Source organism: Streptomyces sp. NBC_00885, from assembly GCF_045207475.1.
Classification (GTDB): Bacteria; Actinomycetota; Actinomycetes; order Streptomycetales; family Streptomycetaceae; genus Streptomyces.
This window is the reverse complement of the sequence record NZ_CP108796.1, coordinates 50,291-68,056: the sequence shown is the minus strand read 5'-3', so window position 1 is coordinate 68,056 and position 17,766 is coordinate 50,291. Positions and strand designations below refer to the sequence as shown.

Genomic DNA, 17,766 nt, shown 5'->3' with positions numbered 1-17,766 from the left:
CAACGGCTCCACGACTGTGTGCGGACATTTCCATCACCTTTCTCTCTGTGGCCGCGCAATTCTGTTACGGCCTTGGAATACCAACGTAGAAAAACCGAGACCGGAAAGAATCACGCCGGAGAGCCAACCCGAGCAGTAGCTCTTAAGGACTAGAGGCCCCCCGGGAGCACGGCAGGCTTAGGGCCTATACGCGAACTGAGCTGCGAGTTTAGAACCAGCGAAATACGGGCGCCTTTACAAACGGGCCGCGATCGGCCAGGTAGAGCTTCGTCCGAGGTCATGGTCATCGGGCTCGGTGCCGCCGGGAGGCGCCTTCTGAAGGGCCTCCTTTTTATGCGTTCCGGCGGCGCCTGGTGGGCCCGCACGATTATGGAGACCGGGGCCGCGGCTCTGATGTACACGCGCTCCGGGAGCGTCCCGAATCAGATGGTCGCCCGCCCGGCGCGAGCGGAGCGGCACGCACAGTCCTTGGGCTGTGCGTGCCCCTCGAACGTGGGCCGGGTCGGCCCTGCCCCAGGTCGGAACGGGCCGGCCAGGGGGCTTGGGCGGGACGGCGAGGTCAGCGTGCGTCTTTGGTGAGGAAGTCGAGCAGGATCTGTCGGCTGGTCTGGGACGTGAGGCTGCCGTAGGCGTCGTCGAAGGCGTGCTCGGCGAAGGGCAGTTCCTTGACCTCGGTGTCGACGCCCTTCTTCTTGAGCGCGTCGCCGAAGGCGGTGATGGGTTCGGCGGGCACTGCGATCGCGGTCCCCGACCACCAGCAAGGTGCGGGGCAGGCCGGGGTGGATGTCGGAGGTCGGGGACACCTCGCGGTAGCGGTCCGGGTACTGCTGCGGCGTCCGCCGGTGAACATTTCCGCCGCCTCGCGGGTTCCGGCCACATCGTCCTTCCACATCTGCGTGACGTTGGCGCCGGGGTAGAAGCCGACCACGGAGGCCAGAGGCTTGGGGGGGGTGCCGTCAGTGGTCTTGATGGTTTCGTTGTGGAGGCGGTAGGCGGTGTTCATCGCCAGGGTGCCGCCCGCCGACATGCCCCCGAGCGAGATCCGCGAGCTGTCGATGCCGTACTCGTCGGCTTTCTTCTGCACCCAGCGCAGGGCAGAGACGAGGTCCTGAGGGGCCTTGTTCCAGGTGGGCCGGTCGGGGCCGGCGAGGCGGTAGTCGAGGCAAAGACGGCGACCCCGTGGTCGGCCAGCCAGCGGCCGGTGCCGCGCAGGTCGCTCTTGTCGAAGGTGTGGAAACCGCCGGCGTGGGCGAGCACGATGGCGGGCACCTGCTTGCCCGGGGTCTTCTTGGGGAGGTACGCGTCCACCTGCAGTGGCTTGCCTTCGGGGCTGGCGTACGTCTTGGTTGCGTCCGGCTTCGCTGCCGGATAGGCGAGTTCGGTGAACGCCTGGCCCAAGGAGATGTCGACGCCGGCGTTCTGCGCAGCCCGGAACTGGATTCCGCCGATGGCCAGGGCACCCAGGGTGCACAACGTCGTGATGATGGTGACCGTGCGGCCCCAGCGCACCAGGCCGGCACGCCAGGCCAGCGCGGCGAGGACGGCTGCCGCGACGGCGAGCAGGGCTAGGTGGAAGGGATACTGCCCGCCCAGGACCGGCCCGATCACTCCGGCTTTGGGATGGCCGGAAAGCACGCGCCGAGGACGATGGTGACGGCCAGGAAGGCGAGGAACGAGGCCAGGACGGCGGCGATGACACGCAGGATCCGGACCGGCCCGCTGGTCGATGCGGTGGGACTTCTGTGCGTGGTCATGGCTGCGCTCCTGCGGTTGTACGTGGGCGGAACTCGGCCGCCTGCTGGACTGATTGGGAGCCGCAACATCCTCGGGAACCGCATGTGAAGCGGCCAGGGCGAACTCACTCAATAAAGGTAGAAACCGGGCCCCTGGTTCGGCATCCCGCTACGGAGCCATTCCTTGGAATGGCTCTCAGGCAGGGGTGCATGAGACATCAGCTGCCACAGGCTCAGATTCCGCTGAGGCCCAGCCTCGCCGTGGGGTCACAGGTTGGTGCGGCCTCGGGCGACCAGGCCCGTCTCGTAGGCGAAGACGGCTGCCTGGGTGCGGTCTCGCAGCTGGAGCTTGTGCAGGATGCTGCCCATGTGGGTCTTGATGGTCTGTTCGGCGACGACGAGCTTGCCGGCGATCTCCGCGTTGGAAAGCCCTTGGGCGACGAGCGTCAGTACCTCGGTTTCGCGGTTGGTGAGCCCGTCGACCCGTACGTGGGCGGGTGGCTTCGCCGAGCTCGAGCTGCTCAGGCGGGAGAACTCGGTGATGAGCCGCTTGGTGATCTCCGGAGACAGCAGAGCTTCGCCGGCGGACACGGTGCGTACGGCTTCGGCCAGTTGGACTCCCGAGGCGTCTTTGAGGAGAAATCCGCTGGCGCCGGCACGCAGCGCTTCGTACACGTACTCGTCGAGGTTGAAGGTGGTCAGGACCAGGATCTTGGTGGGCAGGTCGGCCTGCGCGGTGATCTGGCGAGTGGCGTCGATGCCGTTCAGTCCGGGCATCCGGATGTCCATGACGATCACGTCGGGGCGTAGTTCTTCGGCCTTGGCGACGGCTTCCAGGCCGTCCACGGCGGTCGTGATCACTTCGATGTCGGGCTGGGCGTCGAGAAGCACCGAGAAGGCTTCGCGGACCATCGCCTGGTCGTCGGCGATCACCACTCGAATCGTCATGCGGTTTGTTCCCTGTCTGTCCGAGTAGTCGGGGCGGCAGGCACCGGCAGCAGTGCGGTGACCTCGTAGCCGCCGTGGGGTGTTGTACCTGCGGAGAGCTCTCCGCCGAGCATCGCGGCGCGTTCGCGCATACCCAGGACGCCGTGGCCGGCTCCTGGTGAGGGCTGGGCGGTCTGTAGTCCGGGGCTGTTGAGGATCCGCAGGTGAAGAGCGTCTTGGGAGTAAGTGAGCTCGACGCGGGCCGTGGCGCCGGGGGCGTGGCGCAGTGTGTTGCTGAGCGCCTCCTGCACGATCCGGAAGGCCGACAGTTCCACGCCTTCGGGCAGCGGGCGGCGGGCGGCGGAGATCACCACTGTCACGTCGAGCCCGGCCGTACGCACGCTGGCGAGCAGGCCGTCGAGCCGTTCCAGGGTGGGCTGCGGAGCCTCGGGAGCGTTGCTGTCGGGATGGTCCTCGGAGCGCAGCACTCCGAGGAGCTCGACATACGGGGGAGTGTTGCGCAACCGCGCCGGTCCGAAACGACGGCCGGATGCCATCCGGCCAGGTCAGACCGGTCCCGTTGGCGGTCGTCGTTGGTCGTTGCTGTTCGTTGGCGTCCGCCAGCGTCCGCTGGTGTCTCATCGCGCCTGCCGTAGGTTGGCCGGATCCCGTCCCATGCCGTGCGCCGCGTGGTTGGCCAGGGCACCCGCCACAGTCGATGGGTACCGGAGGAAGCCCACACCCGGTCCGGCTCGGCCAGGGCCGCCAGGGCGGTCGGCTCATCCGCGGGCCGTGATGTCCGGCACCAGCAGGCCGGGCTGTGACACATGCTGCTCGTCAGCGGAATCCATGAGCCAAGCCCCGCCAGGCAGTTGACCTGTGCCATCTCGTGCCTGGGCCTGGGGTCGTGGGCCAGGCGCTTGCCGCGCAGGAGCCGGCGGGAAGGCGCACCTGGCCACGGAAGTCTGCCGCTGTGCGCACTGGAGGGCGAGCAGTCGGGCCTGGGGCTGGTGCGAGAGAGAGGGCATCGACCGTTGCACCGGTTGCGGCTCGGTGACCGTCTGGTTCGGAGGCACTCAGCCTGCAGCGGCCTGTTCGAGCGGGTTCTGGGCTCTGCGGCCTGTCGGCATGGTGGGTGGCGTCTCACGGACGCGGTGGCGGGAATGTGGTCGTCATGTCCCCTGGGGTGAAGTGCGGATGGTATCCGGCGGATTGTTGGCAGGTGGGTCGTTCGCGAGATCGTCGGTGTTGTGGGGCCGCTGTGCGCTTCGATCGCAGGCAGCTGTCCGGTGGCCGTGCCGTGTCGGTGGTAGCTGTCCGGTGGTGTTGGGCTATTCGATGATCGTGTGGAAGAAGGCGACGGCGGTGGCGAAGGAGGCGCCGCCGACGAGGACGGCGTCGGCGATGGCGCCGCCTTTGGCGGCGGTGAGGAGGCCCGCGCCGAGGGCGGTGAGGATGCCGAGAAGGAAGATGACGGCGGAGCGCTGGCCGAGGAGGGGACCGCGGTCGTTCATGACAACTCCGGTTGCTGGCAGGGCGACACGGCCGATGCGGCGACGGTGTCTGGTTGTGGTTGCTGTAGCGGGGCGCGCTGCCTTTGCCCCCGGGTGAGGACCATCACGCCGGGGCGGTGAAGAATTTCGGGAAAGGGCCGGGGGGAGTTTCGCGCGCCGGACCTATCAGAAGGTCGTGAGCCAATGCCACGCACCCGATGACGGGTCCCCACAGCGCGAAGGAGCCGGTGTGCCGAGTGAGATCACAGCTGGTGTCCCCCCGCGCCCCGGTCCGCCCGTGGACGGGGAGGGACCGGTACTGCCGCTGCAACAGCAGGAACTGGCCCGCATCGAGGATCTGCTGTCGGGTGGTGTCGGGCTGGAAGCCGCCGTTGTCCGCGCCGCACGGCTGGCGGGTGATGCGCGTGTGGTGGACGCGCTGCGGGCCGACGGCTTCGACGGCCCCCGCTACCGAAAGTTCGCGGGACAGCTGATGGCTTACGGCTGGCCCATCATGCTCAGCTGGAACAGCACGGCGGAGATCTTCCGTCAGACCAGCCTGATCGGCCGGCCCGTCCCGGGCCGCGAGATCATCCACGACTGGGACCGGGACGACCGCAGCGAGGTCGCCACGGACACCGTCCTGGCAGGCCTTGAACTCTTCCGCACCCATGCGCTGGAAAACGGCAGATGGACCCCCGAAGGCGGGGCGACCCTCACTACGTACTACGTCGGCGCCTGCGTGCGCGCGTTCCGGCCGGTGTATATCCGCTGGAGCCGCGAGCACATGACCCGTCAAGCTATGGCGGCAATACCTCTAGGGCACGACGAAGCAGACCCGCTGGACAGCATCCCCGACCAGCGCGCCGCCGACCCCTACCACGCTGCCGCCCTCCAGGACGAGATCGACCGCATCCTCCCGCTGCTGACCGACGCACAAGTGCGGATCGGAATCGGCTGGCGGGCCGCGGGATACACCCAGGGCGAGGCTGCCGCGATGGCGAACCTGACGGAAAAAGCTCTGGAACGTCGCTTGAGCCGCGTACGAGTCAAGCTCCGTGCCGTCACGGCGCGGTGGCAGGAACCCGGCGAGGGGGGACCGCGATGACGGAGCCGACAAGGAAAACCATGGACCTCGACCTCAACGCCGCTCGACGTGAGACAGACGACTTCGACACACTGCTGGCCGCCTCCAGCCTGGGAGCCCCCCGCATACAAGCGGTCAGCGCGCACACCCCCTCCGGCATCCGCCAGCTGCTCGACTCCCGTCTGCAGGACGATCAACGTCCGGCCGTGACGGCACGTGAGCCGCTCCCGGCTGCGCCGGGTGCAACGAGCTGCCGGGTGACCGAACGCGCCGCCGCGGCGGCGCATCCGTCGGTGTCCTTGGCGGTGCTGGGAGAAATGCGCATGGGTAAGTCCTCCTTCCTCAACGCCCTCCTCGGCGTCGATATGCGGGCGGTGTTCGACCAGGCGGCTTCCCCTGCCCTGCTGGCGGGCGCCGAGGACCGGGGCGACGGCGTTCTCATGGTTCTGCCACAGGCGTGCACAGCGGATTCTCTTGTGTCGGCTTTCGTGTCCTCGTTGCGCGACCCGAGAACGTGGCATGAGCAGACGGCCTGGTCCGGCACGACGAGAACACTCGGCGCGTTGGGAACATGGGCGCAGCTGCTGCGAGTCGCAGTGGCCCATGTGGTTGTGACGCACGCCGGTGACGATCCTGCGGTACTGCTGCGGGATGTCCCCGGCTTGGGCAGCCCTCTGGGGGAGCCGGCATCGGCAGCGGTGGCAGCCGCAACCCTCGACGCTCACAGGCCTGGTCAGGGTTCATCGAGACGGGCTCTGGAGCTGTCGCTGTCTGCGCCCTGGCGCCTGATGCCTTCCTTCGACGTGTACGACCACCTGGTGTCGCGACTGCAACCCCATCGCCAGATCTGGCGCCATGCGTGCCTGTGGTGCGCCCACGAGCTCTCTCGGGAGGGCCGCGATCCGTTGCGTCCGGTGGGGCAGTGGTGGGACGTGCTGCAGGTATGCGGCTCGCTGCGGCCCTGGGTATGGGATCTCGTCCCTGTATGGCAGATGCTGGACGCGACGCCGGCAAGGCTGCTGCCCGCAGAGTTCATCCACATCCAGAACTCCGGCTCCCTCACGCCGGCGCAACCCAATCTGTGCCTTCCGCTGCGCCATCTCCGCCCACCCCCCACCGCGGCACAGCGAACCGCCGGCGCACTCAGCGCCGTGGATGCCAGACGGCGGCGGCTCATCGTGGTCACGCACGGAACACAACCGCTCTGGCAGCTGCTCCAACGCAGCGACGCCGTACCCCTGCGCCCGCATGCAATCCGATCCGGCAGACTCGACCTCCCGGACAGCGGCCTCCCAGCAGCCGGGGCGACCACGTTGCCTGGAGACGATCCGTGGCCGCCGCTGGCCTGCACGGTCCAAAGCGACGAGGGAGTGACAACCGTCCGGGCACAGACGCAGCTGGAGCTGCTCGATGACGGCCACCCCCGCCCGCGGCCGGTTCGCACCACCTTCACCTACCGCTCGGACGACCCCTACGCCGTACGCGTTGCCTTCGGTGAACGGGTAGGAACCCAAGTCGAGTGGATCTTCGCGCGCGAGCTCCTCATCGAAGGGCTGCGTCGTTCCTCCGGCACGGGAGATGTCACGGTCCACAGATCCGAAGCCCCTCCCGGGCAGGAAGGGCCTACGAGCGTGCGCATCACGCTCAGTTCGCCCAAGGGACGGGCCATACTCGCCATGCGCCCAAGCGACCTGGAAACCTTCCTCGAGCAGACGCGCGCTGTCGTCGTCTACGGATCCGAGCACCTCCACATGCGGATTCCTTGGGAGAGGCTGACCGAAGAACTGTGGTGGCACCCCAATTCCCACCGTTAGCCCGAACGGTTTGCCGAGGCGTGCGATAGCACGAACGCCCGCACTCCCCTCGATAACCGTCCGCAGATTCAGGCTGACCGACGAAATGCGCTGCGGCGGATGACGGAAGTCAGACGTTGATCGTTTACCGTGATCGTTTCCCAGTTCGCTGTGTCCCTTTTCAGCGAAGTGAGCCGCGGTGTCAGTCAACCAAGTCCACTACGTCGGCGCTGGGCCTGGCGTCCGGGGCGGTCGTCGGCCGTACGAACCGCAGTCGTAACACCTGGCGGGTAGAGCGCCCTGACCGGTGGTTGGGGCCTCTCATCCGCGACATGAGCTGGCGCTCGGGTTGCGGAGCCCGACGGACTCCCGCACGCTGCGCCGATCACATCAGGCGGGCCGTCCGGCGGCTGCGGCCGGGGAGTCGTGGACGGGCTCGGTCCACGAGACCCTCCGCTGCTGCATCCTGGTAATCCTTCGCACGACGAGGACGGCTAGCACGCCAGCGGCGATGTCGAGGACGTCGGAGACCATCAACAGGCCCAATGCCTCCTTGATCGCGCCTGCATCGTCGGCCGCGACGTAGTACCGGGAGGCCAGATTGCTCAGTGTCGCCTGGGAGATCCACACCGCCCACCATGCGTTGACGAGGGTGACCGGTGTGCGCGCGGTGCGTCGGGCACGTCGCGCGGCAGCTCACTCGCCGTCCCGATGTCCAGTGTGATGCGGCGAGGGAACCACAGGAATACGACCGGTACGATCCAGCCCCACACCGCCCAGCCTGGTGATCTCCTGTGCGCGTCGGGCGCGCAAAGTTGGGCGTTCTCCCGCATCTGCCGAAACCAGAGGATGAACACAATCCCGCACAGCACGAACGCAATGGTCTGCAGTACGCCGGCGAGGCTGTAGAGGCGCTCGACTCGCTCCATCTCCTCAAGGCCGACCGCGTGGAACCCTTCCTCGCCGAAGCCGCTCCAGCCAGCCGGGCGGCCATCAGCTCCACCGATTTCCGCTGCCCGTCCAGTAGCAGTCCCTGCAGATACACCCCGCCCCACTGACGCTGATCCGCCCGCGCGAACGGCTCGAACACATCCGCCGCGAAGTCCTCCAGACGGCACCGGACTTCATCCAACTCCCCAGGTGTCACAAACCGGTCAACGACAACAGCCCCAACCGGAGACGCCACCGACGAATGAACCTGACCAAGCCCTACTAGGCCATGTCGCGTGGTGTCGCGGCCGTGGCCCGTAGCCCGTAGTTCGCCGAAAAGAGACGTCCGAAGCCCAATTCGCTTGCCTCACAGCGGCCAGGGGACCGTCACTTGTCAGGACGCACGACTCCGAGGATATGCATCGAGCCGGCATCAGCGACGGTGACGTTCCGCCCGGGTCGGGGTGCGTGCACGATCGAGCCGTCGCCGATGTACATGCCCACGTGGCTGGCGTCTCTGTGGTAGATGATCAGGTCGCCGGGGCGCATATCTTTGATGTCGATGCGTGCAAGCTGGCGCCACTGCTCCTGCGACGTACGTGGGATGGGGCGTTTCGCGGCGGCCCAAGCTTCTGACGTGAGTCCGGAACAGTCGAACGAATTCGGTCCCTCGGCGCCCCACTCGTAAGGTTTGCCGATCTGCAGACTCGCGTAGGCGATGGCCTTCTCGCCCTGAGCGCTGGCTTCTCCCTTGATGACGTTCCTGGACGTGGCTGCAGCCGGGGTGCTGATGATGTGCCTGACCGGAGAGAATCACAGCACGATCGCGTCAGCCGTCACAGATCATCACCGCCCGGACGGCGGCGCGGGCGGGCAGGCGACTGCGCTGGTCGACTGGCTCAAGCCCCGGCGAGGACCTGCCTCTTCGCACCGCACGGTACCTCTGCAGCAGGGAGCCGGCTGCAGGGAGGGTGCCCGGTGGGATCTGCACACGCCGTTTGGCCTCTACATGCTGCTGATCGATCTGGGCGCCGCCTCGCGCGTCTGGGCGCGGACGGACGCGCTGCTGGTCTACTTCAGCCTCAAAGGCCCGCATGGCTCGGGCTTTCGCACGGGCATGCCCTCAAGCATGGTCCACACCTGGTCCAAGAGCATGTCCCTCACGAGCAGCAATGAGGTAGCCGGAGAGGGACTGCTGCATGTGGATTCGAGGCGCCTGCGCCTGACTTGGCTGGAGACGAATCAACGGCCGGTGGCGCACAGCGAGCGGACCCTGGCCAACGACTACCTGGCCCGCAACCGAGGCAACCTCACCGATTACCAAAGGGTCGTTGCCGAGGTCCTGGAACAGCAGGTGGCCAAGGCTCGTGCGCTGCCGGCGCTGCCGGCGCTGGCGGTGATGACCGAGGCCGACCTGGCCGAAGCCCGTGAGGATCCGGGCCGGGTCGCGGGCCGCTTCGGCCTGTCGGCCGGCACGTTCAAGGAGGTGCTGGCCGGACGCCTGGATACTGCGCTGGCTGCGTGTACCGGCCACCGGGCCAGTCCCCATGCGCCGCCCGGCGAGCCGTGTCCGGCCTCCTTCCTGCTGTGCCTGTCCTGCCCGTGTGCACGTGCCACCCCCGAGCACCTGCCAGTCCTGGCCCTCACGTTGGAAAAGATCGATGCCCGGCGCGCAGCAATGCCGCCCTCGCAGTGGGCCCGGCGGTACGGCATTCCGGCCAGCCAGCTCACCGACATCCTCAAACAGTTCCCGCCCCAGCACGTCGCCTCGGCCAGAGCCCGGTGCGCCGAGCGCGAGCACGAACTCGTGGAGCGTCTGCTGAACCGCGGGCTGGACCGATGACCACCCCCGCCGCGTCCGCGGCCTCGTTCCCCTCTCGCCCGGCTCCTGGCGAGCTCGTACTACGGGAGCGGCCCCTTAGGCCGGGCACCGATGCCCACACGCTGTCGCGGTTCGCCGACGACCGCTGGGACCTGACACCGGGGTTGTTCGAAGCGCACGCCAAAGCGCTCTCCCTGGACTTCACCACCGTGCCATCCGCATACACCAGCACGGTCAAGCATGCTGTGTGGCTGTGGATCAACCCGCCGGAGAGTATGCCGTCCTACTACCGGGCGAAGTCCTCACGGCCCGCCGTACGCACAGTGGCCGCCTATTTCCAGAGTCTGCGCAGCTTCGCGCACTGGGCGGACGCTCGGGCCGTGGATTCTCTACACCGTCTCACCAGCGCGGATCTGGACGACTTCGCCGCCCACGTCCGTGCAACCGGCCTGCCGCACGCCACCGGTGAGGACCTGTTGGCCGTGGTGGTCCGGCTGTGGTCCCTGCGCGAGCTCCTGCCGCCGGGCGACCGGCTGCCGGCCGCGGCTCCGTGGCGGGGCGAACTCATCGCCGACATCCTGGGTACCCGCCGCGACCCATCGGGAGAGAACCGGACCCAGCGCATCCACCCAGACACGATGACAGCGCTGCTGGGCTGGGCCCTGCGGTTCATCGAGCTCTTCGCCGACGACATCACGGCCGCGTTCGGCGAATTCAAGGCGATCTGCGTGCGTACCCCGTCCGGCCGGGCCGCCGGACTGTCCCCGATGCCCGCGCCGCGGGCCCCCGGCGAGCGGATGAAGGACCTGGAACGCCTGCTGGACGGTTACCGCCGGCGGGACCTGCCGCTGCCGGGCAAGCCGGGCCCGGACGGGATTCTGCGGGTCAACTACAGTCACATCGCCCGGCGAATCGACGTCATTTCCCTGATCCAGAGCCCCCATCTGGTGCGGGCCGTCGATGCCGCAGGGCTGCCGGTCGCCGACGGTTCCCCTCTGTTCGCCCCTATCACCGCTGGCCTTGACGGAGTCCCCTGGCTACCGGGCCCGATCACCTACGAGCAGGCCCCGCAGATGGCCCGCCACCTGAGCACGGCCTGCTTCATCGTCATCGCGTACCTCTCCGGTATACGTCCGGGCGAAGTCCTCAACCTCCAGCGTGGATGCGCCCGCCGCGACTCCAACACCGGCCTGACACTGGTCCACGGCCAGCATTTCAAAGGAGTACGCGACACCGCCGGCCGTCACGTCCCCCAGGGCGAGGAACGCCCCGACCCCTGGGTGGTCGTCGAACCCGTCGCCCGCGCCGTGACCGTCCTCGAACGGCTCCACAACGCCGAACTCCTCTTCCCCACCACCTTGAACATCGACGGCCGCGCCACCGCCGCCAGCCTCTGTCAGCGCGCCGGGAAGGCACGCACAGACTCCAACGCCAGCGCCGACATCAACGCTTTCATCACCTGGGTCAACGACTACTGCGCAGCCCACCGGCGCCCCGACCCGATCCCGCCGGATCCGGCCCGGCCTGGGATCAGCTCCAGCAGACTGCGCCGCACCCTGGCCTGGTTCATCGTGCGCAAGCCCCGAGGCCTGGTCGCCGCCGCCGTCCAGTACGGCCACGTCCGCGTGCAGATGACCCTCGGCTACTCCAAGGCTCGGGAATTGCATCAGACGGGCGAGAAGTCGCAGGTCGCCAGCTCGGGGCGAGGGCCTGATGGACTCCAACGCTACTACGAAGTGGCCTCCTGATCAGGAAGTTTGCCAGACAGATCCCATCTGATGCAGGATTTGCCCTCCAGAAGGGAGGGCCTGGAGTGGTGCAAGAGCGGAAGGTGGCTCTGGCCGGGGCGGCTCATCTGGAGCTTGTCTCCGGGGTGATCCAGCTGCGTCCGGAGGACGCGATGGTCGATGCGATGCTGCGAGGCTGGCGGGCCCAGCAGATGTCCCGGGGTTTGAAGGAAGGCACGATCGCCGGGCGGGAACGGCTGATCCGGCGCTTCCATGAATTCACCAACGAGTACCCGTGGTCGTGGCTGCCGGGCCACATGGACGAGTGGTCAGCCTCGCTGACGGGCGAGAAGCACCTGGCACCGTCCACGATCCGCAGCTACCAAGGCGACGTTCGGCAGTTCACAGAGTTCCTCGTCGACGGCCGCTACGGCTGGGGGCCGGCCTGCGAAGACGCCTTCGGCACCCATCCAGTGGCGATCTGCCACGAGTGGAACACCATCGCCCATCTCAACGACTACGAGGGCGACCCGGAGGCCAGGCCGTTCACCCGGGCAGAACTGCAGCGGTTCCTCGACTACGCCGACGATCAGGTCGAACGCGCGGTGAAGTCCAAGCGCAAGGGCGCCCTTGCTGCCTACCGCGACGCCACACTGTTCAAGGTCATCTACGGGTGGGGTCTGCGTCGGACGGAGACTTCGAAGCTGGATGTCGTCGACTTCGGCCGCAACGCGAAGGCGCGACAGTTCGGCCGGTACGGGACGCTCAACGTCCGCTACGGCAAGGCGAAGAAGGGCCAGCCGCCACGGCGCCGGAACGTGCTGTCGGTGATGGACTGGGCGGTGGACGCGGTCCAGGACTATGTGGAGAACGTCCGGCCGCGGTTCGGCTGCGAGGACCACCCGGCGTTGTGGGTCACTGAGCGGGGAGGGCGGGTCAAGCCCTCCGAGATCAACGCCCGGTTTGTGGCCTACCGCGACGCGTTGAAGCTCCCGAAGGAGCTCGTCCCCCACTCAATTCGCCACTCGTACGTCACGCATCTGACCGAGGACGGGGTTGACCGTCGGTTCATCCAGCAGCAAGTCGGCCACGAGTGCGACAGCTCCACCGCCATCTACACCCACGTCAGCGACGACTTCATGAACACTGCCCTGAGCAAGGCACTTGCCCCGGCGTTCGCCGGGACGTGACGAGGAAGGACCCGACGATGGCCGCCAAGCTCGACTACCAGTGGCACCTGCGCAAGATCATGGCGGACCGCGGGATGTTCTCCACGACCGACCTGATCGCTCCGCTCGAGGAACGCGGCATCACGCTTTCCTCCAGCCAGGTCTACCGGCTCGTCGTGGACCGGCCCGAGCGGCTCAGCTTGAAGATCCTCATGTCCTTGCTGAACATCCTGGACTGCACTATGGACGACCTCATCGAGCCGATCGCAACGGCTGGCGCCGTGAAGAAGCCGAAGAAGGTGGCGGCAGGCGGGGCACCCGCCGCCGAGGGAGTCGGTGACCTGCGGCCCAAGCGGGCCCGGATCGCACCGGTGGACCGTTGAACGGGTACGCGGAGGAGGTTCTGGCCGATCCGGTCGGCGTGGTCGTGCGGCTGGTCGGAAACGTCGAGCGGCACCTGGACGCCGACCGCGTTCGCGAGATCGTCTGCACGGTGATGCGTGAACGAGCCGGTCGTCGGCGCCTCGCCCAGGCCCTGCATGACGATCCGTCGCTGCTGCGGACCGGACGGCCTCCGGCACCGTTCTGCGTCGCGCGGTTGCTGATGGCTCTTCGCGAAGCCGGCGCCCAGGACATCGCTCTTCCCCGCTGCGGTGAGTGCGGCCGCGGACGCCCCTACGTGGGCAGCCGCACCGGCGGCCGGTGGGGATGCTCGCCCTGCTTCGACAAGCCAGCCGTCTGCGCGGGCTGCCGCCAGCAGCGGCGCGTCGTCACCCGGGACCGCCACGGCGACCCTCGTTGCGCGAAGTGCCCGGACATAGACGGCGATCCACTCGCCGAACTCACCAGACTCGTCACCGCCGTCGATCCTGTGCTGACCGCCGACACTGTTCGATCAGCCCTCGAACGCGCCACCGTCCGAACGGCTGGCCGACGACGTCTGGCCTGGGCGGTCATCGCCCAGCCCGACCTGCTGACCGGCGCTGGCTACGACGCCCCGACCCCCGCCGTCCTGCGGTTCATCGGCGAACTCGTCCAAGCCGGGGCCACGACGGTGGTCAACCCGGCCTGCTTCCGCTGCCAGGAGGTCAAGGCACTGTCGAAGCTGCTGGACGGCAAACGGGTCTGCCGCAACTGCTTCGCCCGCAGCTCGGCCGTGCCCTGCATCCGCTGCGGAGCCGTCCGCGAGCCCGCCGCCCGGGATGCCGAGGGGCACCCGCTCTGCCCCAACTGCCTCGTCAGCGACCCCGTCAACCTGGAGGAATGCTGCGGCTGCGGGCGCCGCCAGAAAGTCGCCGTCCGCCTTCCCGACGGACCCCGTTGCGCCAACTGCCGGCCAAGGACCGCCACCCAGTGCGGCATCTGCGGACGGAAAGCGGTCTGTGAGATTTCCCGGGTCACGGGCGAACCCTGGTGCAACCGGTGCCAGCTGCGGTGGACGCCCTGCAGCAGCTGCGGCACCGTCGACCACGTCCGCGGCGGCACTTGGGACGCGCCTTTGTGCGCGAAGTGCACCGACCCGGATCCGGACTTCTGGGGCCGCTGCCCGGTCTGCCGCACCACATGGCAGCTCAGCACCCGCCCTTGCCAGCGATGCGCCCTCGACCAGTTGGTACGCGACCTCCTTGGCGGCGACACCGGCACGATCCGGGAGGACCTCGTCTCCCTCTACGAGGCATTGTCCGGAGCCGAACGCCCCACCAGCACCATGTTCTGGCTATCGGGCTCGAAGGTCAGCACCCTGCTCCGGCAGATCGGCCGCGACGAACGACCCGTCACGCACGAAACACTCGACGAGCTCCCCGCGAGCAAGGTTCTCGCACATCTCCGCAGCGTCATGGTCGCCACCGGCGCCCTGCCGGCCCGCGACGAACGCCTCGTCGCCCTGGAGAGCTGGACCATCGCGACAGTCCAGGCCCGCACCGATCTCACCGAACGCCGGATCCTGCACGGATACGCAAGCTGGCATCACCTGCGGCGACTCCGACGACGCCTCGGCAAGGAACACACCACCCACCTCCAAGCCCTGAACGTCCGCTGCCACGTCACCGCAGCGGCCAACTTCCTCGACTGGCTGGCCGGCAACGGCCTGACGCTCGGCGACTGCACCCAGCCTGACCTGGAGCGATGGACCTCAGGCACCGATGCCACCTACCGGGACGAGACAGGCCACTTCGTCCGCTGGTCGGTACAGCATCGGCACGCCCGCGGCCTGACCTACGGCACTACCCGCTGGACGGGCCCCCTCAGCACCATCGACAGCGAGAAACGCTGGTCAGATGCCCGACGGCTCCTCCACGACGACACCCTGCCCACCCCGGACCGCGTCGCCGGACTGCTGCTGGTCCTCTACGCGCAGAAGATCGCCACCATCAGCCAGCTCACTGTCGACGACGTCCACCTCGACAACGACACCGTCGCGATCACGTTCGGCACCTCGCCAGTCGTCCTACCCGAGCCGCTGGCCGCACTCGTCCGCGAGCTCGTCGCGACCCGCCGAGGCAAAGCCAAGATCGGAACCCTCGAGGACGTCCGCTGGCTGTTTCCCGGCGGCCGCCCAGGACACCCCCTCGGCGATGACCGGATCGGCCAACGTCTCCACAAGATCGGGATCCGACCCCGGCAGGACCGCTCCACCGCACTGTTCACCCTCGCCGCCGAACTGCCCGCCGCCATCCTCGCCCGGGTACTCGGCGTCCACATCCAAGTCGCCGTCCAATGGCAGAAGGCATCAGCCGGCGACTGGGCCTCTTACGCCGCCGATGTCAGCCGCCGTGTCCCGGAGAACCAATGAAGCTACCCATCACCATCCACCAAGCACGGCTCGGATCCACGGAGTTTAAGGTCATCCGACCCGCCCGGCCCCTGGTCCACGCAGTGCTCATCGACCACGATCGGCACCTGGACATCTACCTCGATCAGGACGCCGCCCACCGAATCGGTGGGCTATGGAAGCTCGCCGCCTCTTCACCGCGCTCGCTGGTCCACCTGCCGATGCGGGGGAACCCTGGCCCCTCCCACGAGCTGCCAGAAGACGGCACACGGCAGCTTGATCTCGTGCTGCTGCACCACTCGCTCCAGTTCGCACCCTCACGCTGGAAGGAAGTACGAGGACGGCTCGGCCCAGGGCGTCCGCAGACCGTGACGCTGCCCGGCCCAGGACACACCGACGAAGCCGTGATTGATCACGAGGCACGGCACTACCAGGAGAACCGGGATCTGTTCCACCAGCATCTCCACGCCGAGACCCTGTTCATGACGGGCAGCGCGAAGGTGTTCAGGGACACCGCCCGGCACTTCTTCGACGTCGCCCGAAACGGCCCCGGATACGTCCCCGTCCATCCGAGCTACCCGCACTTCTGCACCGAGCTCCACTCCAACGACGGCATTCTCGGCGACGCGCGCGAGATCCACATCGAGTACTGCGACCAGTGGGACACATGACCCCGACCGACAGGACCCCGCCGACCATGACGTTCAACGATCACCTCCAGCATCTCGTCGAGAGGGCCCTCGCATCCATCCCGGCCGCCGACGCCGGCGACATCTACGCTGTCTCCTTCCTCATCGACAACGAGGACGACGACCCTCGTCAGCCGACCTTGACGATCGGCTACAACACTGAAACTCAGGCCCGCCGCAGCATCCAGGACGCCTCTGACCCGGCAGAAGCCCGCTGGAACTACGCTTTCTGGATCCAGAACGAGCTGACTGTGGTCGGCGACCTGACCAGCGACCCCGCCGGGGCCACAGCTCGCCAGGAGTGGATCACCGAACTCGGACTTTGGTACGACGAGCCGACCGACCTCGCCGACTGGGATTCAGTCATCGAGCCACTCGCCGCGCAGATCGAGGCCCGCTTCAACCAGACCTGCTGCCAGCTCGCCCGAACCCTCCATACAACCGGCATCATCGAAAGATCTGTCGGCCGAACCGTGCCGGTGATCGTCCACGAGCTGGAGTACTACGAGGCGATCGCCCGGCAGACCGAGGCCGCCAACCCGCCCGGCCTCGCCGACGAGTTCACCTCATGGGTCCGCAATGGCTGAGGCATTCGGACAGTTCCAATACCCGACTCCACCATTAGGTACCTACGCCTCCGGCTTCCCCGACGAACTCGTCTTCGAGCAATGGCTCGCCCGGCTCGACGAGCTCGCCGAGGCCCGCGAGCACCTCGCCGCCGCAGAGCACGTCAGCGGCCCCGCAGCCGACCGATACCGTCACCGCGTCGCTGCTGCAGCCCGCTTCGCCGGACGTGTCCTGCGCACCCGCCGCGACGCCGCGACCCTGCTGGCCAACCCCGACCTCATGGTCTACCCCGGCACGGGCATGACGTGCGTCCTGGACCCCGCCCGCGCGGCCTGCCGCCTCGCCAGCGACGAGCACAGCAGCCGCCGCACCCCTGACCTCGATGACTGCCGCCCCACCTGCCTCAACATCGCCCGCACTGACCGCGACATCGCAATCGTCCGCGCTCAGGCCGACCGGCTGCGCATCCTCGTCGACGATCCGCTCGCCCCGCCGATCCGCAACCAGCGCGAGCGGCACGAACTCGCCCGCCTCGAAGGCATCTTGGCCGAACACGACCCGCAGGAGCCCTAATGGCCACAGACCGCTCAGCAGAACGCGTCGCCATCCAGACCGCGGCCGACCGCCTCCTCGCCGGCACCCCGCAACGCTCCACCGGAGCTCTGACCGTCCTGCAGCTCGCAGCCGAAGCAGGAGTCAAACGGTGGGTTCTCACCCACAAACACCCCGACCTCAAGGACGACTTCCTCGCCCGGCGCACACTGGCCAACGGAATCCCGCCCGCCTTCCAGCACCTGCAGGCCCGGACAAGTGACCTGGAGGAGCGCAACCGCCGACTGCTCGAGACGAACCGGCACCTGACCGAGCGTGTCGAGACCTATGCCCAGGTGATCGCCGAACTCCTGACAGAACGCGACCGCCTCCACACTCCTCCACCGGTCTTGGGGACGGTGCCCCGTACAGCCTTGGCTCCTCACGGCGCTCCGCCTCTGCGGGACAACGAGCCCCCGCTGAGGACTGAGGAGAACCGGGTGCGAGCGTCAAGGCATGGCTGAC

The 17,766-nt window shown here is 67.9% G+C and carries 17 protein-coding genes and 3 pseudogenes; 11 read left to right on the top strand and 9 right to left on the bottom strand.

Going from position 1 to position 17,766, the window contains the following annotated elements; all coding sequences use genetic code 11:
• Positions 1 to 559: 559 nt before the first annotated feature.
• From OHA61_RS00410 to OHA61_RS00390, 5 genes are all read right to left on the bottom strand, one after another.
• Positions 560 to 1,471 (bottom strand): alpha/beta hydrolase, encoded by a 912-nt coding sequence (locus OHA61_RS00410; RefSeq protein ID WP_406301125.1) that lies wholly within the window; start codon positions 1,469 to 1,471, stop codon positions 560 to 562.
• A gap of 133 nt (positions 1,472 to 1,604) precedes the next feature.
• Complete coding sequence (locus OHA61_RS00405; protein ID WP_406278524.1) at positions 1,605 to 1,754, bottom strand: hypothetical protein; 150 nt, start codon at positions 1,752 to 1,754, stop codon at positions 1,605 to 1,607.
• Between the two features lie 246 nt (positions 1,755 to 2,000).
• The gene (locus OHA61_RS00400) at positions 2,001 to 2,681 is read right to left on the bottom strand and encodes a response regulator (RefSeq protein WP_406278521.1); all 681 of its coding nucleotides are present in this window, start codon (positions 2,679 to 2,681) and stop codon (positions 2,001 to 2,003) included.
• Positions 2,678 to 3,217 (bottom strand): sensor histidine kinase, encoded by a 540-nt coding sequence (locus tag OHA61_RS00395; protein WP_406301124.1) that lies wholly within the window; start codon positions 3,215 to 3,217, stop codon positions 2,678 to 2,680. The genes OHA61_RS00400 and OHA61_RS00395 overlap by 4 nt, the downstream gene beginning before the upstream one ends.
• 774 nt (positions 3,218 to 3,991) lie before the next feature.
• Positions 3,992 to 4,174: a hypothetical protein gene (locus OHA61_RS00390; RefSeq protein ID WP_406301123.1), complete on the bottom strand. Its 183-nt coding sequence runs from the start codon at positions 4,172 to 4,174 to the stop codon at positions 3,992 to 3,994.
• A 229-nt stretch (positions 4,175 to 4,403) separates the two neighbouring features.
• On the opposite strand from OHA61_RS00390, the gene OHA61_RS00385 reads away from it, so the two are divergent.
• Positions 4,404 to 5,261: a hypothetical protein gene (locus OHA61_RS00385; protein WP_406301122.1), complete on the top strand. Its 858-nt coding sequence runs from the start codon at positions 4,404 to 4,406 to the stop codon at positions 5,259 to 5,261.
• The gene (locus OHA61_RS00380; RefSeq protein WP_406301121.1) at positions 5,258 to 7,054 is read left to right on the top strand and encodes an SsgA family sporulation/cell division regulator; all 1,797 of its coding nucleotides are present in this window, start codon (positions 5,258 to 5,260) and stop codon (positions 7,052 to 7,054) included. The genes OHA61_RS00385 and OHA61_RS00380 overlap by 4 nt, the downstream gene beginning before the upstream one ends.
• A gap of 369 nt (positions 7,055 to 7,423) precedes the next feature.
• Here the strand turns inward: OHA61_RS00380 and OHA61_RS00375 are convergent.
• From OHA61_RS00375 to OHA61_RS00360, 4 genes and pseudogenes are all read right to left on the bottom strand, one after another.
• Positions 7,424 to 7,708: pseudogene (locus tag OHA61_RS00375) on the bottom strand (DUF4328 domain-containing protein); the annotation flags it as partial.
• Entirely contained in the window at positions 7,639 to 7,962 is a 324-nt protein-coding gene (locus tag OHA61_RS00370; RefSeq protein WP_406301120.1) for a DUF4328 domain-containing protein, read from the bottom strand. The pseudogene OHA61_RS00375 and the gene OHA61_RS00370, both read right to left, overlap by 70 nt.
• Positions 7,963 to 8,009: 47 nt before the next feature.
• Positions 8,010 to 8,123 (bottom strand): annotated as a pseudogene (locus OHA61_RS00365) (transposase); the annotation flags it as partial.
• A gap of 227 nt (positions 8,124 to 8,350) precedes the next feature.
• Positions 8,351 to 8,719: pseudogene (locus OHA61_RS00360) on the bottom strand (C40 family peptidase); the annotation flags it as partial.
• Here OHA61_RS00360 and OHA61_RS00355 point away from each other — a divergent pair.
• From OHA61_RS00355 to OHA61_RS00315, 9 genes are all read left to right on the top strand, one after another.
• Complete coding sequence (locus OHA61_RS00355) at positions 8,718 to 9,806, top strand: hypothetical protein (RefSeq protein ID WP_406301119.1); 1,089 nt, start codon at positions 8,718 to 8,720, stop codon at positions 9,804 to 9,806. The pseudogene OHA61_RS00360 and the gene OHA61_RS00355 sit on opposite strands and share 2 nt — an antisense overlap.
• Positions 9,803 to 11,533, top strand: a complete 1,731-nt coding sequence (locus OHA61_RS00350) for a hypothetical protein (RefSeq protein WP_406301118.1) — start codon at positions 9,803 to 9,805, stop codon at positions 11,531 to 11,533. The genes OHA61_RS00355 and OHA61_RS00350 overlap by 4 nt, the downstream gene beginning before the upstream one ends.
• A 65-nt stretch (positions 11,534 to 11,598) precedes the next feature.
• Complete coding sequence (locus OHA61_RS00345) at positions 11,599 to 12,702, top strand: tyrosine-type recombinase/integrase (protein ID WP_406301117.1); 1,104 nt, start codon at positions 11,599 to 11,601, stop codon at positions 12,700 to 12,702.
• Positions 12,703 to 12,719: 17 nt separating this feature from the next.
• Positions 12,720 to 13,064 carry a helix-turn-helix domain-containing protein gene (locus OHA61_RS00340; RefSeq protein ID WP_406301115.1) on the top strand — a complete coding sequence of 115 codons (345 nt, stop codon included), beginning with the start codon at positions 12,720 to 12,722 and terminating at the stop codon, positions 13,062 to 13,064.
• Entirely contained in the window at positions 13,061 to 15,475 is a 2,415-nt protein-coding gene (locus OHA61_RS00335; RefSeq protein ID WP_406301113.1) for a site-specific integrase, read from the top strand. The genes OHA61_RS00340 and OHA61_RS00335 overlap by 4 nt, the downstream gene beginning before the upstream one ends.
• Entirely contained in the window at positions 15,472 to 16,125 is a 654-nt protein-coding gene (locus tag OHA61_RS00330; protein WP_406301111.1) for a hypothetical protein, read from the top strand. The genes OHA61_RS00335 and OHA61_RS00330 overlap by 4 nt, the downstream gene beginning before the upstream one ends.
• 26 nt (positions 16,126 to 16,151) lie before the next feature.
• The gene (locus OHA61_RS00325; RefSeq protein WP_406301109.1) at positions 16,152 to 16,730 is read left to right on the top strand and encodes a hypothetical protein; all 579 of its coding nucleotides are present in this window, start codon (positions 16,152 to 16,154) and stop codon (positions 16,728 to 16,730) included.
• The gene (locus OHA61_RS00320) at positions 16,723 to 17,283 is read left to right on the top strand and encodes a hypothetical protein (RefSeq protein ID WP_406301107.1); all 561 of its coding nucleotides are present in this window, start codon (positions 16,723 to 16,725) and stop codon (positions 17,281 to 17,283) included. The genes OHA61_RS00325 and OHA61_RS00320 overlap by 8 nt, the downstream gene beginning before the upstream one ends.
• Positions 17,283 to 17,765: a hypothetical protein gene (locus OHA61_RS00315; protein WP_406301105.1), complete on the top strand. Its 483-nt coding sequence runs from the start codon at positions 17,283 to 17,285 to the stop codon at positions 17,763 to 17,765. The genes OHA61_RS00320 and OHA61_RS00315 overlap by 1 nt, the downstream gene beginning before the upstream one ends.
• Position 17,766: the final 1 nt, after the last annotated feature.

What these genes read in the sequence shown, in the direction of transcription:
- OHA61_RS00355 (WP_406301119.1), top strand. Translation starts at nt 8,718, where the DNA reads ATGACGTTCCTGGACGTGGCTGCAGCCGGGGTGCTGATGATGTGCCTG.
- OHA61_RS00370 (WP_406301120.1), bottom strand. Translation starts at nt 7,962, where the DNA reads ATGGAGCGAGTCGAGCGCCTCTACAGCCTCGCCGGCGTACTGCAGACC.
- OHA61_RS00390 (WP_406301123.1), bottom strand. Translation starts at nt 4,174, where the DNA reads ATGAACGACCGCGGTCCCCTCCTCGGCCAGCGCTCCGCCGTCATCTTC.
- OHA61_RS00400 (WP_406278521.1), bottom strand. Translation starts at nt 2,681, where the DNA reads ATGACGATTCGAGTGGTGATCGCCGACGACCAGGCGATGGTCCGCGAA.
- OHA61_RS00320 (WP_406301107.1), top strand. Translation starts at nt 16,723, where the DNA reads ATGGCTGAGGCATTCGGACAGTTCCAATACCCGACTCCACCATTAGGT.
- OHA61_RS00405 (WP_406278524.1), bottom strand. Translation starts at nt 1,754, where the DNA reads ATGACCACGCACAGAAGTCCCACCGCATCGACCAGCGGGCCGGTCCGG.
- OHA61_RS00340 (WP_406301115.1), top strand. Translation starts at nt 12,720, where the DNA reads ATGGCCGCCAAGCTCGACTACCAGTGGCACCTGCGCAAGATCATGGCG.
- OHA61_RS00350 (WP_406301118.1), top strand. Translation starts at nt 9,803, where the DNA reads ATGACCACCCCCGCCGCGTCCGCGGCCTCGTTCCCCTCTCGCCCGGCT.
- OHA61_RS00315 (WP_406301105.1), top strand. Translation starts at nt 17,283, where the DNA reads ATGGCCACAGACCGCTCAGCAGAACGCGTCGCCATCCAGACCGCGGCC.
- OHA61_RS00330 (WP_406301111.1), top strand. Translation starts at nt 15,472, where the DNA reads ATGAAGCTACCCATCACCATCCACCAAGCACGGCTCGGATCCACGGAG.
- OHA61_RS00325 (WP_406301109.1), top strand. Translation starts at nt 16,152, where the DNA reads ATGACGTTCAACGATCACCTCCAGCATCTCGTCGAGAGGGCCCTCGCA.
- OHA61_RS00380 (WP_406301121.1), top strand. Translation starts at nt 5,258, where the DNA reads ATGACGGAGCCGACAAGGAAAACCATGGACCTCGACCTCAACGCCGCT.
- OHA61_RS00395 (WP_406301124.1), bottom strand. Translation starts at nt 3,217, where the DNA reads ATGGCATCCGGCCGTCGTTTCGGACCGGCGCGGTTGCGCAACACTCCC.